Annotated in this window: 12 protein-coding genes; 1 reads left to right on the top strand and 11 read right to left on the bottom strand. The window is 35.0% G+C overall.

The window, feature by feature from the left end; genetic code table 11:
* Window positions 1-197: 197 nt before the first annotated feature.
* From E2491_RS07315 to E2491_RS07270, 11 genes are all read right to left on the bottom strand, one after another.
* The gene (locus E2491_RS07315) at window positions 198-3362 is read right to left on the bottom strand and encodes a DEAD/DEAH box helicase family protein (RefSeq protein WP_166805819.1); all 3165 of its coding nucleotides are present in this window, start codon (window positions 3360-3362) and stop codon (window positions 198-200) included.
* An 11-nt stretch (window positions 3363-3373) separates the two neighbouring features.
* Window positions 3374-6529, bottom strand: coding sequence for a site-specific DNA-methyltransferase (locus E2491_RS07310; RefSeq protein ID WP_134374487.1), 3156 nt, complete (start codon window positions 6527-6529; stop codon window positions 3374-3376).
* 12 nt (window positions 6530-6541) lie between these two features.
* Entirely contained in the window at window positions 6542-9400 is a 2859-nt protein-coding gene (locus E2491_RS07305) for an SNF2-related protein (protein WP_134374485.1), read from the bottom strand.
* A gap of 470 nt (window positions 9401-9870) precedes the next feature.
* Complete coding sequence (locus tag E2491_RS07300; RefSeq protein WP_134374483.1) at window positions 9871-10755, bottom strand: hypothetical protein; 885 nt, start codon at window positions 10753-10755, stop codon at window positions 9871-9873.
* Between the two features lie 43 nt (window positions 10756-10798).
* On the bottom strand, window positions 10799-11218 hold the full coding sequence (locus E2491_RS07295; RefSeq protein ID WP_134374481.1) for a hypothetical protein: 420 nt from the start codon (window positions 11216-11218) through the stop codon (window positions 10799-10801).
* A gap of 18 nt (window positions 11219-11236) precedes the next feature.
* Complete coding sequence (locus tag E2491_RS17605) at window positions 11237-11401, bottom strand: hypothetical protein (protein ID WP_208528051.1); 165 nt, start codon at window positions 11399-11401, stop codon at window positions 11237-11239.
* Window positions 11402-11413: 12 nt separating this feature from the next.
* A complete protein-coding gene (locus E2491_RS07290) occupies window positions 11414-11692 on the bottom strand; it encodes a hypothetical protein (protein ID WP_134374479.1) in 279 nt (92 codons plus the stop codon).
* A 16-nt stretch (window positions 11693-11708) separates the two neighbouring features.
* Window positions 11709-12128, bottom strand: coding sequence for a hypothetical protein (locus tag E2491_RS07285; protein WP_134374477.1), 420 nt, complete (start codon window positions 12126-12128; stop codon window positions 11709-11711).
* Between the two features lie 292 nt (window positions 12129-12420).
* Window positions 12421-13158 carry an HIRAN domain-containing protein gene (locus E2491_RS07280; RefSeq protein WP_134374475.1) on the bottom strand — a complete coding sequence of 246 codons (738 nt, stop codon included), beginning with the start codon at window positions 13156-13158 and terminating at the stop codon, window positions 12421-12423.
* A gap of 353 nt (window positions 13159-13511) precedes the next feature.
* The gene (gene rlmH / locus E2491_RS07275; RefSeq protein ID WP_134374473.1) at window positions 13512-13991 is read right to left on the bottom strand and encodes a 23S rRNA (pseudouridine(1915)-N(3))-methyltransferase RlmH; all 480 of its coding nucleotides are present in this window, start codon (window positions 13989-13991) and stop codon (window positions 13512-13514) included.
* A 198-nt stretch (window positions 13992-14189) separates the two neighbouring features.
* The gene (locus E2491_RS07270) at window positions 14190-14579 is read right to left on the bottom strand and encodes a RidA family protein (RefSeq protein ID WP_134374471.1); all 390 of its coding nucleotides are present in this window, start codon (window positions 14577-14579) and stop codon (window positions 14190-14192) included.
* A 517-nt stretch (window positions 14580-15096) separates the two neighbouring features.
* On the opposite strand from E2491_RS07270, the gene E2491_RS07265 reads away from it, so the two are divergent.
* Window positions 15097-15787 (top strand): hypothetical protein (locus tag E2491_RS07265; RefSeq protein ID WP_134374469.1); only part of this gene is annotated, 691 nt, incomplete at its 3' end.

The following is a 15787-nucleotide window of genomic DNA, read 5'->3' as shown; positions in this document are numbered from 1 at the left end:
TATCTTAAATTTCCCACTACTCTCCACTTCAGTTAACAAATTTTTATTAACTTAGTGGTTCTGGTACATAACCCTTTATGATTTTTTGCATTTTCATTAATTATTTTTACCTGCTTTGTAGAGAATTGCTTCGTTCACTGTTAGACCCCCCTCAAATATAGAAAAAGTAGGAGTCTAATAAACTCCTACCTGTAATATCATGGTGTAATAGTGTTTTCATTGAATATGCTCTGAGTCATCTTATCAATGTAAGTTTCTCTGTCATCATTTTGGAAAAGGATGTGCTGTTCTTCCATCTGCTCTTTAGATAATTTAAGTCCTGTGGTTATTAAATCACTGTAATAGGTGTTAGCGATGGTAAATGCATTAAGAATAACATCTTTATCATTTAAGCGATTTTCCATTTCCTTAATATGGCGATAGAATTGAAGCTTTGTATCAGTTATTGAAAGGTTTCGGATACCTTTTGGGTCAGCAAATGTAATGTACTGCTTTTCTCCATGTATAATCCAGATAATGAAGTCTGGATAAAATCCACCCGCTTCGAAGAATCCAATTCCTCTACCTCGACTTTGGTTTCGGAGCAGATATAGTTCTTTATCTTTAAAGAAATCCTTATTACCTTCATAGTGGGTCTTTAAATCTTGCACAAAACGGTATTCACCCTCATTAAGCGGAACAGGTGATACCTTTATAGCTGCACCTTCTAGGGTAATCAATGGTTGATATAGGTGCTGTGAAAATGAAAAGGAGGTTAAGCCGCCAAATTCGATATCGCTTAACATGCTTTTCTTTAAAGCATCCTTTAATTGCTTTAATTTAGTTATCATGCTTGTATCATTTGTATCTACAGAAACTTTATATTCGTCAAAGAAATTGTTGTCTGTTTCTGTTAACTCATAATACTCTAGATATGGTGCTTCCCACTCTTTTTTTGCATATAGATATTGTTTTTCACAATACTTCTTCAATAGAACTAGAGCAATTTCTTCCCAGCGTTTTACTTTGTTAAAAGAATTAAATACTAGCTCCTCTTTTGGTATTTCGATTTCATACCAATAATCATTAGATAATAATTTAATGATTTCTTCTTTAGATAAGCTTAGGTTATACCATGAACGCTCATTCTTAAATTTTTGCATCTCAAAGTAAATATGGTCCAAATCCATAAAGGCAATATGTTTTTCCGAAAATGCTTCTTTGTTTAAAGTTATTGACTGAGTTTCTCGAACACTTAACCCTTTAATTCGACTATCATGTATTTGAAGCTTTGGATACCAGTTAACGATTATCTTATCGTTACTTGATAATCGTTCTGATGGAGCAGAAAATTTCGGTTTTGGTCCTTGCTTTTTAAAATCGATACCATCTTTTAAGCGTAAGGCCTTTAACTTTAACTTTCTTTTATGGTAATCCTTCAAAACCGGCAATTGTATTTCTTCATAATCGGTTTCCGTTTGGACACCTTCATCTTCTAGATATTCTTTAAATTGCTGCATGTAGTCAGCACGAATACCAAAAATGTTTAATGTTTCAATAAAATTAAGGTATTTGGGAATATCAGTTACTTCACCCTTTAATGCTTCACTCCGCTTCAAGCTAAAGTTATATCCTTTCAGGCGGACACCACGACCAAATAATTGGATAATTTGAGAGCCTTCACTTCTACCTAAATTCATTAGTCCCATTGTGCTTACACGCCAACTACTCCAACCCTCAGTAAACTTTTTAGAGCCAATTAAAAGATTTATGCCTGAATCTTTTTTATCAATTTCATGGAAATACGATTTTGAAAAATCTCTGTCGATAACAAGAAGCTCTGTATAAGTTGCACAAAGCTTACTAAGTTCATTCGAATCACCTACATTGATAACACCAAAAGGTTCATTGTCTCCAATACGAAGTGCTATTTCACCATCGACACCTTTTAAATTTTCTACACGGAACGTAGCATTAGCTAGAGTAGAATTGAAAACGAATAAGAGAATTTCACGATAAACTTCTTCAGCAGACATTTGTTTGTCTAGAAGATAAGGGAAGGAGTTACCAAATATTTCACTCCCTTTTCCGTCTAAAAGACCTGGTTGCCCGCTTAAAAGGCGTTCTATCATACTTATGCTTTCTTTACTTTCCTTTACAAAACGAGCAATAAATAACAGGATGTCTGTTACATCAGATACTTTTCGTTTATTTTGGGTTCTCAGTGCATTAACGCTGCCACCTACAAAAACCCATAAAGGTTTAGCTACCATAAAAGGACGATAAGCTACTTCATTTTCACTATAAAGCTTTAGCTGTTGATAAAAGGCTGTTAAACAGGCTATCAAATATAGATGTCGGACATACTCATCTTCATCATCCTGTAGATTTAAGATGCGATAGTCTTTTCCATATCCATCACTATAAAAATAACGATAGGAGTAATCAAATAAAATACATTTTGAATACTCTTCCATTAATTTTTTATTTCCTGATACCGCTTGTCCAAATGTAGCAGAATACTCAAAGGCAAATCCCTGTTCACTTAGCTTTTCCCTTTTATTTCTCCATTCATCACCAGATGAACCACGATGGCCTTCGTCAACTAGGACAAGGTTATTCCCCTCAAAGGCATCAATGGCAACTGTTTTGTCTCCCATTTCATCCTTTAGTTTATGAATATCAATGATTGAAATTTCATTTCCTCGGAATAACCCCTGCATATTCTTATCGAAAAGCGCCGCTTGTAGCCCTGATACTTCAAACTCCCTCAAGTGTTGTTTTGATAGGTCTTCACTTGGTGTTAACAGAATAACCTGTTCCAATTCATCTCGACGATGTTTCTTATAAAAATAATGTTTATATTGAAGGATATTTACATGCATAAGCAGTGTCTTTCCAGAGCCAGTTGCATTCCAAAAAGCTAACTTCTTTAGGTCCGTTTCACTGTAATAGTTAAGTTTCTCACCTTTTGGTTTCTCCTCATTAAATACGTCAATAAATGCATTTAAGTCATTCAATAGCTTTTCTCGATTGTTAAAATAACGGTCTAAATAAATTTCCGTAAATAACAACGAAAGGTATTGGAAATATTTCCATCTTATTTTTTTATCTCTCTTCTCACTAATTCTAAGAGTATGACTCACAATATTTTCATCATATTGTCTTAAGATATCATTACTAAGCTCTTCACGTTCAACTAACCTCATAGTAAGATGCTTATAAAACTGCGAAACATTGTCAGTGTCTAACTCTTCAAATGAACTATCCTTCATATCTTTTGTAAGATGTTCAAAATTTTCCACTTCAAAGAGACGCAGCATAAATTGATTCAATATTAACTGGTCACTTAATTGAATCTTTTTTGTTGTCCCTCTAGGCATAATCTCACCTCCTACATATCTTTTACATCAAACATTAGACGCTTAAATTCTTCCTCAATAAGAACCACTTTCCACTTATTTTCCGCCAATTTCAAGTTTTCTAAGTGGTTATCTCCATTAACATAAATTCGTTCAAACTCAGAGTCACGTGTATTGTAACCTTGCTTTTTGAAGAAGTCTTCTAACTGTTCATTTGTGACTTCTTTCGTGTTTCTCCAAATAACTAATGTGTTTTCACCAGTTCTTAATATCCCTGTAATCACCTTGATACCTTTAATCACATCAATGGTATTAACATGTAAACCAATTAAGTAGTTAAATGTTTCAACAAGGTCAACTTTAGTCGGTGTTGATTCTGTCCCTTTTGTAATCATCATCTTATAATCAAAAGGGTTATTAAAAGACCCAACATTTAATAAAGATGAACTTCCTTCAGCTTCAACATCTAACATATATGAAAGTAAATATTCTTCTTTAGCTTCGGGAGACATAAATTCATTTATAGCTGTTTGTTGCTGAGAAGAACGCATAAGTTTGATGTTATTTAAGGCGTCCTCATATGATTCAAGCTTAATATATTTAAACATATGGCTTGAACCTTCACGAGATACTGGCTTTCCGTCCTTCCAGTCTTTTGAGTAAATAACTTTTTGTATGCGTGGCTTAGTAACGGTTTTAAAATACTCACCCATTTCAACAAGAATGTATTTTCGGTTACCATTATCTTCTCTATTTAAATTAATTACTGAATGTCCTGTTGTTCCAGAACCACTAAAAAAGTCAAAAATAGTAGCTTCTTTATTTTTTCCAACTATAGAATATATAGAATCTATAGTAGAATAGATTGATTTAGGGTATCCAAATACTCTTCTTTCTCCTAAAATATCTTGTAATAAATTTGTTCCGTGTGAAGATGCATCGTATTTTGAATCATGCCAGATTGTTTTTGGTTTTCTTCCCTCTTTTATCCTGTCTTTTAATTGGACGATAAATTTGTTATTTGATTCTTGAATTACAAATTCTTTTTCCAAAGCTGCATCCAATATCTTAGCTCTATCGGACCATCGCCAGACTCTTCTTCTTCCTTCAGAATCTATTGGCATAATACATTTTATATCTTTAGGTGCAACTTTAAAAAAGTTATCAACAGATAATTCTTCAATGTTACTACCATTACTAGGTATGAAAAAAATGCTATTTGTTTTATATTCTGCTGGATATGGAACTATTCTTTCTCCACCTACTCCAACAATCATGTCCTTACTAGGGCTGTAATATAATGCAAATTCTGAATTAGGTCGTTCATCTGGCGTTGATAACCCTCCACTACGCCTAAAAGGCAATAAACGATATGGTGAAGTTTCATCTTCATATCTATAGTCTTTTTTTTGCTCATCAGTTAATGGCATATCAATTATTTTTACATTTTCAGGGTTATTAGAGAAATTCAGCAAATACTCATGTGAAGTAGCATAGTAACTATTAATTCCCCTGCCACGAGGGTTACTTTGTACTACAACTGTACCAATATAACTATTCCCTCCCCATAAACTATCAAACAAATTCTTTAATCTATATACTTCCTCATCGTCAATCGTAATTTGAAGAACACCGTCTTTTGTTAAATATTTCTTAGCATTTATTACTCTGTCAGCAATCATGGATATCCATGAAGAATGTTTATATTGATTCTTATATATAAAAGTCTCTTCTGATGTATTGTAGGGTGGGTCGATGTAAATTAATTTAACTTTATTTTTATACTTTTCACTTAATAATTGAAGTGCTTGGAAATTTTCACTATGGACTAAAAGACCATTTAAGTTTTCCTCTATATTTTCAAAAGAACTTAATAAGCGAACTTTAAAATCGTCGTCATAGAACTTTGTATCAATCATAAGATATGGATTGGATTTTAAAAATTCTACTGATAAAGGCTTACTAAACCCAACGCTTACTGTGTTAGCTTTTATTTCATCAATTGCAAAAAGCTTTATCCATTCATTTATTTGTTGCACATTTTGGCTTATTTCTTCATAAAACTCCTCTGGGATTCTATCAAGTGTAATACAATAATTGGTCTCCACTACAAACTTATTCTTTAACCAAAGCTTTTTTTGGAAGTTTTCTATTTGTTCTAGAAATGCAATGATTTTTTGACCGATTGATTTAATAACCTTAACTTTAGATAAATATTGTTCAAAACGTTTTTCGTTCTCTGTATCAAGGTCATCTAAATGCATGATTTCATTTTTAATAAAGAAATCTAACTCACGGCGTAAAAAGCCACCTAAATCTTTATGAATGAAATAATCAAAGGTATTTCGTGCTGTATAGTCATTTAAGTACTTTTCTAAAATAGTTCGCTTCTTGTTCTTTTCAGTTGGAGAAAGAGTCTGTAGCTCTTGTAACCACTCAGCATTCCCTTTAATAGAGAATATCTTTTCTAATGTACTTTCATTTAATTGCTTTTGTGTTTGATTTCCTTTAGCAGGACGATATTCAAAATGGATAAATAGTTCCCCATTTTCCTCTTTAATTGGGTCCTCTTCAAAAAGAATAAACCGTCGTTCTTTACCTTCCTGAGCTTTATTATTATTTTGTTCTGTATTTGCCTCTATCAATTTAAAATGGACTGTTCGTTCCGAAGGTAGTTTGAACGTATAATCACGGAAATACTCGGATGTTTTCACATAGTATTGTTCTGAGTTCGCCCAGTGAAGTTTTACTTCTTCCCCTTCGTATGGAATTGAATAAACATTCTTTTTATAACGTCGCAAAGAAATAAAATCACCATTGTCATAATACCGTCTGAAGAAACTTGTTAAATTGGAGAACACTTCATTTTCGAGCGCTGTAACATCTACGCCTTGATTAAGTTGTTCTGTAAGGGTTTTATACTTTTCAGAGCTTTCCTTTGCCACCCCCATATCACTTAGTTTTTTCTCAAGGTCTTCTATTTGTTGTTTAATTGTTTCTATATCTGCATTCTTGTATTTTTCAAATGCCTTTTGAACCTGAGGTACCAAGTCCTTCTCCAAAAATTTAGTTACCTCATCACGTTTTTGGTTCATAATTCGATATATTCCAAAGTCTAAATCTGCTTGGTCAAATTGAAATATTTCATTAAGTAAATCAATAAATTTTTTTTGTTGCGTTGTTGTCATTGAAACTCCTCCTTAAACCACTTTCCAACGTAAAGTAAATAATTCTTCCTGTTCTGTTTTTTGAACCATTTTCTTTTCAAGTTCATCAATAAGGTCATCACGTTTATCCATTATTTCATCTTCAATATCAAATATACGTTGCCTTTGCCTCCGTTGCAGTCGTTCCAAGTCCTTAATGTATTTTTGTATTTGGTGTTGCTCTTCTGTCGATTTTGCCAGCCTCGCTTGCCGCTTGGACTCTTTAATTTTTACCTTTAAATCATTCAATTCTTTTTCAGAAGCAAGTACTAAATCTTCAGCCCACTTTTCTAATCTTTCTCTTTCCTCATGGAAAAACTTGTTATTTATTTCCAGCGACTTGCTAATGGTTGCTTCGACGTGACGGTTAGCATCTTTTTTTAAGGTCAAAAGTTTATCACTAGAACAATTCGTTTGCTTATTTTCATGGCCAACGCATTGAAACAACTTTTCACATGTTTCCTGGTCCATTGTTTTATTATCATCAGTAACTCCGTTAAAAAGCAAATATTCTTCTTTACCGTAGGAATCTATTGATAATTTAGTTAATGTTAAAAAGCCGCCTTTACCCTTAAGAGATTCAATTACAGATATTCGGACAGGGTGGTTGGTTATATCAAATTGCACTTCACTTAGATGGGTTGGTATTGATTTTGCCGAATTTATGACATATTCCCCGAGAGGGTCTGAAAGCCGGTAAAGATGTGCACCTGTTTCCTTTTTGTCTTTGGAGATAAGCTCATATTTCCCCATAGGAATATTGGAAATTGGTGGCTCCTTTACTAGAGTAAATGTTAAGTCATCATCGTTGAATTTTGCCTTTTCCTTTAACATAATTTTAGTTAAAGACCAGAACATCTTCCCTACTCGGTCTAAATGGTATTTGGTATCTTCGAGATGGATTTTTAACCTCGAATGGACATCCATGTCAAAGTGCTCTAGTAAAGCTTCCCTTGTATCGTCTAAACGGCTTTGGATTTGTTGTTCCAATTCATTTTGCAGCTCTTTAAAAGCATTCTCAATTTCTTCTGGTGTACGACAGCGTTGATAGATTGATAAAATTCGTTTTTCAAAATCGACACCTGATTCAATACTACCTAACACTTCATCGGAAGCACCTAGAACACCTGTAAAGAGGTTAAATTTTTCTTTAAGGAGTTCATAAACCCTTCTATCTGCTTCATTTCGCTCATTTAAGAAGTTGATAACCACCACATCATACTTCTGTCCATAGCGGTGACAACGTCCTATCCGTTGTTCAATACGCTGCGGGTTCCAAGGGAGGTCATAATTAATAACCAATGAGCAAAATTGAAGGTTAACTCCTTCTGCTGCTGATTCTGTAGCTATCATAATTTCTGAAGAGTCTCGGAAATATTCAATTAACGCAGCTCTCATATCCGCTGTTTTAGAGCCACTAATTCTACTTGAATTTTGGTTCTTCTCTATCCAATTTTTATAGATTCTTTTTGAATGTTCATCAGTGTTTGTCCCATTAAACAATACAATTTTACCTGCATATCCATTGGCATCCAAAAAGTCTTTTAGATACCCCTGGGTACGTCTAGATTCAGTAAAAATTAGGGCTTTTCGACCCGCACCCATTTTACCCATTTCGACAAATCCTGTTTCAAGGGCTTTTAGTAATGCACGTGATTTACTGTCAACACGGATAGACCTAGCCCGGTTTAATAATCTGTTAACCTCTTCAATTTCTTTCTTCAGCTTTTCTATATTTAAAGGCTGTATTACCTCATTTTCATCATTATCTTCATTGTACTCTTCCTCTATTAAATCCGTTTCCATTTCATCCAAATCTACTAATTTTTCTAACCAATCATCTTCAGGAGTGTAACTGCCTAAAGTTGCTTCTAATCGCTCCTTTATTGTTTGTAGTGTACCTGAAAGAGCCTGAGAAGAAGATGCAAGTAATTTGCGAATGATTAACGTTGTTAAGACCTTTTGTCTTTTGGGGATGGCATATGTATCTTCACGTAATAAAAATTCTGATACCGCTTGGTACAAAGCTTGTTCATCATCTGTAGGTCTGAACGGGAAAGTTATTGGGATTCTCTCTGTATAACGTATGTATTCCAAAACTTGAGAACGAAGGGTTCGGTGACAGAACGCCCTTAACCTATCCTTTAAGTCTTGTAAATTACCATTATTACTCATATATTGTGAACGGAAAGCCCCTATATCACCAAAGATGTGTTCATCTATCAATAAAGATAGCCCAAATAACTCTAGTAACGAATTTTGCAAAGGTGTCGCAGTTAGTAGTAGTTTCTTTGTGTCATCTAACGCCCATTTGATTCCTTTACCTAGCTTGTTACTGTTACGATAAACATTCCGTAATTTGTGGGCTTCATCAATAACAGCCATATCCCAAGGGACAAGCTTTAAATCATTTCTTTTACGATTTGCAAATTGAAAAGATGTAATTATTATTGCATCTTGTATAAAAGGATTACCTTTTCCATTACGTATATAGTCGTTAAACGATTTCGCCTCTAAAATAACACTTGGAAGATTAAATTTCTCTTTAAGTTCCATGCTCCATTGTTTACGGAGGGATGCTGGGCAAATAATAATAAGTTTCCTCTCACGTTCTGCCCACTTTTGACACAATACTAACCCTGCTTCAATTGTTTTTCCAAGTCCGACCTCATCAGCAAGTAAAACACCTTTAGATAAAGGTGAACGGAAAGCAAAAAGGGCTGCTTCAATTTGATGAGGGTTTAAGTCAACGGATGCATCAAATAGGGACCTGGATAGCTTTTCCACACCGTCTTCCGTTGATTGCTTTGTTAACTCGTGAGCGTAATATTTTGCATGATAGACTGTTGACACCCTATTCCCCCCCCCCGAACTAATACAGTACTATAAAATATTTTCGACAAATTCCAATTAAATTCCTTTATGTAATTTGGCGAAGGACCATACAACTCCCTCCTTACATAAAAAATCCAAAATTAACTTATGTACCAAAAAAAATGTTTTAAAATATCTAGGTATATTAGTTATATCAGATGCCTTTCGGTGCCCCACCCTTTTTATAGGTATAACCAATCTGAAATAGGTTTTTTAATTTATATAAGGTATGAGATGATTAGAGGAAAGCCATCAAAAAGCAAAGTAGCTGAAACAATGAGGTAGAGAATGGGGACATTCTGAACATATTTTAGCATGATTATTAGATAAACTGATTAAAATAAAGCAGATTAAATACCACTCTCTTTTCTAGCTAATAAAACTGATGTATCACTATTTTTCCAATCATTCCATTTTCTATTGTTATGTGCTGGTTAATTCGATAGAATTTAAACTTCATCTTTGTTTGTAAGCTTATACATCGCAATACTTAAGTAAATAAATAATGAAATTAATTGACTGTAAAATAGACCAAGCAAGAACCACTTGGTTAAATTATCGTTATATCTATAAGCAGGATAAGGTAAAAGTGTACTAGGATAAATAATTCCAACAATACTTGCATATATAAGTACTGCAATACCACTCCATATCCAAACAGGTTTTCCGTAATTGTCCAGTAATTCCAATTGTGCATTCTTTTGAAGTTCAAGTATCCTTATTTCATCGTCTAGTCTATCACGTTCTCTTTTCTTATCTTTATATTCCGTATTTGGAGTAAATGCATTTGGATTAATAGGTGCAAAATTATGAAGATGACCAAAATTTCCATTCGATTGCGACTTAGATATCTCATCATTTATTGCATCAAACACCCTTTTATACCACTCTTCCCTTTCAGGATAATTAAATCCATTGGCCTTTTCTTTAAAATTAGTAAATGTATCGATTGCATCTAACTTTTTAATTATTTCAAACATCTCTTTAACTATGCTATTTAATTGCTCAAAATGTGGTTCCAACTGTTCCTTAGTTAAATATGTATATTCGTCCTCCTCAATAATTCCTTCAAGAGATTTCTCTTCAAAAACTAACCTTTTTATATTTTTCCCTGTCACAAAATCATTTAAATCATCTTCAAATAAGTAATTCTCAATATTTGATTTAATCTCTCGTTTAGCGACTAAGTCATTTTTGATTTCTCTAAGCTTTCTTTTTATCCCATTTTGCTCGCTTGATATAGAAACCACTCTACTAACTAGAAACCCTCCAATAATCGCAACTAATGCTGCTGTTGAAGTAATAATGGTCGCAATTAAATTGTTTAAATCCATGTTCCTCCTCCAAATCTGTTAAAACTTGATTTTCAAAACAGCATTAGTTGATAAATACGACATATACCTTATCTAAAGTAATGTAAGTTTGGTCTGCATATAACTCAACTTTATCTTTATAATCTAGTGGGATGTTCATAATTAAATGTTCCGTTGCTTTTAACGTATGTTCACCAAAATCATAGATTACTAGGAATTTACAAGCTGTTTTCGGGTCAAAATTTACCTTCGACTTCCCTTCTAGCAAACCTTGAATGTCCTTAATAATACCGTTCCTCTGTGCAGAACCAAACTTAAACCCATTGTTAATCGGCTTATTACACTTGATTTCAGCAAAAATATTAACGTCACCAGTCACCATGATATCGTAACCATTACCACTTGGCTTCGCTCCGAATACCTCTTCCAAATAAATCTGATAGTTTTTATCTACATAAGAAAAGTATTTTCTTAACCACTCCATAAAACGGATTGTCGTTTTTTATGTGATAATATTGTTGATATCACTTAATGTGGTTTTTATCTCCACAAAATCTTCTATTGAAAGCTTCGAATAATAGTCTTTGGTTTCACCAGTAACTTTGAATGAGATGAATTGGTTAAACCGTTCCTTCAATATATCTTCCCTATTATACTTTTGAACCATTGTAAACCTCCCCTACCCTAACTGACCTTTCCTCACTTCAAGTTCTCGCTTACGTTCCTCTAGAACCTGTTCCACAGTTAAATCCCTCTCAACTAAAGAAAAACCCTGCTGTTTCTTACGCTTCCTCGTATTGTTAATATCAAATAATTTATACTCACGCTTTTGCTCAGGGTATGATACCAACGCTACATGTTCTGAGGTTTGTACTAACCCCATTCTGTTTAACTTGTTTTGAGTGAATAGGTTGTCGGGAACATCTTCTGGTAAGTAATGTTTTAATCTATCGGTCATATTAATTCGCCCCACATTAAGCATTTTTAAAATAATCTAGACAAAGTTCACAAAAACTAGGTTCATATTCGTCCTCACTACTTTGCCTTCTGTATACAATCTTTTCTGCACATACTGGTCCTGAGCAAGTTGTTAAATCATCTTGAGTCGGTTTCACCCCACAAGATAGACATACATACTGATACCCATGAAGGCATAAGAAAGTTTCATAATCACAACTAGGACACTCCATTAACGGGGCTTCTCCACCATCTTTTATAGAACTGTATCTATCTACAAAATGGTAAATGTATTCATCTGCAAAATTTGCGATTTGTTCATCACAAAAATGACAGAATGCATCTGTCTCGTCAATAATACATAGGTAGTATACCAATTCATCTGGTATATCAGCTGCAAGGTTATTAAGGTCTGTCAAACATTGAATCCTTTTCATCAACTATAACTCCTTGAAGGATTCTGTGTAAGTTCTGATTCACAAAAAACCCCTGAAACAACTACACGAGTAATAATTGTTTCAAGAATTTAAATTTAATTTCCTTTAATCTAGAAATAGCTGTTACCCTATTTTCCAGACGACCTTTCAGAAGGTTCTTTCATGTGTGGTTAAAGATTCAGTTGACAGAACGCCAAACCAATTACAAATATTTGTTTCCAACACCATATCATTAATGATTAAAATTAACGGGACATAATATCTGTGCAGCTCAAATTCTATCCCATTCCTGTTATTGAGTTTCTACCAAGTACGGTAGAGGGTGCTCAATAATCAAATGATTAGGAATTGATTCTTCAATTGCAATCAAGGGTCTGCCATCATATGAGTCAACAGATTTAATATAACCTGTGAAACTGTGTCCATTCGTCAATAGATTAAAAAAGACTTTATTAAACGGTTTTTGAATATACCCTACGCGCGAATATTCGTTATTTGGATCAAGAACTTCTACAGCCATAGGGTCTTTTTTGTTTTGATGATCAATTCGCAAGAGAATCTCACTGTTCACCTTTAGGTTTGGGTTTTCGTCCATGGTAAAAGACCACCCTGCTACTTGACCAGTGTAGCTTAATTTTCCATCTTCAATATATACTGGCTCTAAAAAAGATAAACGATCTGTCGCAGTTTTCCCCATCGTGATTTTTAAATATTCCCAAGTCGCAGTATTGCTTTCATGAAGGTTATTCGCATGAATGAACTTTTGGAATACATTTCTACTTTGGTTGGGTAACCTTCTCTCGAAAACAGGAAACAGTTTTTTACTCTTGTATTCTTTATCTACATCCTTCAATCCGATAAACGGAGCAAATCCTTCATTTTCTGCTTCTTCAACAATTTCCTTATTATATAAAAATGTGTAGGTTGGGCCGTCAACGTCATCTTTCTTCGATAATAACCCGACAAAATAATTGGTCTTAGACTTTGGTCCTTTCCAGGAAACTAATAACTTCTCTTCAGCTCTGGGCATTTCAAATCCCCCTACTTCAATAAATAATCTCTTATTACTCTCAATATTTTTAACACTAACGCTTTCTTGTTATCAGACATCACGACTGGTGGCACACGATGAACAATTTCATACAGGACTTCATGAGTGAGTTTTTCTACATTTGATAAATAATCACTTAATTCTTCCGGATAAGAAGCCAGGATATTAAGTCTTTTTCTTGTCCATGACGGTTCCTAAAGTATGAGGGTATAGTATTTTTCCATATTTAGAAAAAGAGCAGGTGAAACGTTTTGATCACCTGCTCTTAATTATCATCAATCAATAAATTCACTATTTAATTTTTATTTGACTTATACCACAAAAACCTCAATTTACTTATGATAAGGTTCATTCCTCACAATCCTAAAACTTCGATAAATCTGCTCCAGCAAAACCAGCTTCATCAGCTGATGTGGAAATGTCATTTTAGAAAACGACAGGGCATAGTTACTCCGCTGCTTGACTTCATCACTCAGGCCGAGTGAGCCGCCGATGATGAAGGCGATTTTGCTTTTGCCGTAGGTGGCGAGCTGGTCGAGTTCTTTGGCGAGCTGCTCGGAGGTGAGCTGTTTGCCGTCGATTTCAAGGGTGATGACGTGGGTGTCGGGTGCGATTTTGGCGAGGATGCGTTCGCCTTCTTTTTGTTTGACGATGGTCACGTCGGCTTCGCTCAGGTTTTCGGGTGCCTTTTCGTCCGGGACTTCGATTAAATCGATGGTGGCATAGGCACTCAGGCGTTTCGTGTATTCGGCAATGCCCTGCTTCAGGTATTTTTCCTTCAGCTTGCCGACTGTGATAATGCTGATTTTCATGGTGATCCCTCCGGCGTGATAAGTGGTTTAAGTGTATCATTTTTTGAGGGAGTTGCGGGGATGTGGAAAAAGCTCATCGCTGGTTTGAAGTGAGCTTTTATGTATGGTATGTTCCCTTTAGTTATGGGTAATGTCTCAATGATGTTCCGCTTTTGTTCCAATATTAAGGAGCTTTTGATTCTGCATTCGTCCCTGTAATTATAACCTTTTACAAGCCCATGCATCCACTTCTACTTTAAAAGCAGGTGCAGCTAGTGCTACTACATAAATCAATGTAGTACAAGGAAGGTGGTCTCCGAGAAAATGTCCAATTATGCTTCTTCGTTGTTCAGCATCAAATTCTCCAACTAAGTAAAAGACCATTTTCATCAGATCTTGAATCTCCATGTCAGCAGCATCAAGATTCTTTTTCACGTTTTCTAAAGCCAATTGTAGCTGCTTTAATGGATCCTCTGGAATAGTACCGTCAATCGTCATGCCAAGTTGTCCAGATAAGCTTAGCCATTTATGTGGACCTGTCACTTCTATTTGATGTACATAAGGGGCCACTGGATGATGAATCGTATCTGGGTTTCTTGAAATTTTCACTTCACAACATTCCTTTTCGTTTGGAGTATTTACTTTTTAGTTGATTTTATTTAATAAACAAGCTCCACATTTTCAACATTGATTGTCTATTCATCTTGCACTTCTATTAAGTCGATGGTGGCATAGGCTTCAGGCGTTTCTTGTGTTCGGCAATGCCGTGCTTCAAGTATTTTCTCTTTAGCTTGCGGACTGTGATATTACAGATTTTCGTGATGCCCCTCCAGTGTGATAGGTCGCTTAAGTGTATCATTTTTTTGTATGGTTGCGGGGACTTGGAAAAAGCTCACCACCGGCAAAAGCTTTTGTGTTTAATGAATACGAATTGACCTGTTACTGGGGTGTCATCCGCTATGGGGTGCTTTGGAGATGCTATGGATTGTTTAACAGGACTCTTTTATCATTTGACCTTCATTTAGCAACCCGAATGATTCACCATATACGTCCCCGTGATTCACCGAAACTTTTTTCTGACTTTTCCGTAAACTTGTTATATAACATAGTGAGGCTGGTGGGGAATGTGGATAGGATTGAATTGATTAATCTGGTGCCGAAGTTTTTAGCTTTTTATAAAAGGGCTCGTGTTGAAGGTGTGGATCGTGATGAGCGATGGGATTTATGGAAAGAGCACTATCATTTTGCAGCGGTACCTCCAGGTGATGAAGGTGAAAAAATGGCAAGAAAGTTATTGGATGATGCCTGGGATCAATATCCTGAGCAGGTCGATTACATAAGGAGTTGGCAGCCGGAGCAAACATCAGTCGAAAACTATTTATCAAAAGTAAAATCTTTATTGGGGTGTCAACAATCCATTGATTTGGTTCTGGTTTATTTTGTTGGCGGATTTGAAAGGAATGCTTTTGTTGCACCTTATGACGAGGAGCGATTGGCCATGTGTATTCCCGTTGAATGTGGAGACTCTGATATTACGCTTTCTCACGAGTTAACGCATATCGTCCATTCAGCCACTGCTAATCTAACTGCAGGCTGGGAAAGAACGATCGCTTCAACCATTTTACGAGAAGGGTTGGCCACACAAGTCAGCAAACACTTAGTTCCTGGTAAAGAAGATCAACGTTATATCGAACATAAAGAAGGATGGTTTGACTCCTGTCAATCAAGCAGAACAGACATCATAAAAGGGATCATTCCTTATTTAGATGATTCATCATCAGAATTGATCACCAGGTTCACATTTGGCACTGGAACCA

The sequence above is a fragment of the Jeotgalibacillus sp. R-1-5s-1 genome (genome assembly GCF_004405105.1).
GTDB lineage: Bacteria > Bacillota > Bacilli > Bacillales > Jeotgalibacillaceae > Jeotgalibacillus.
This window is presented reverse-complemented; position numbering and strand designations above follow the sequence as displayed.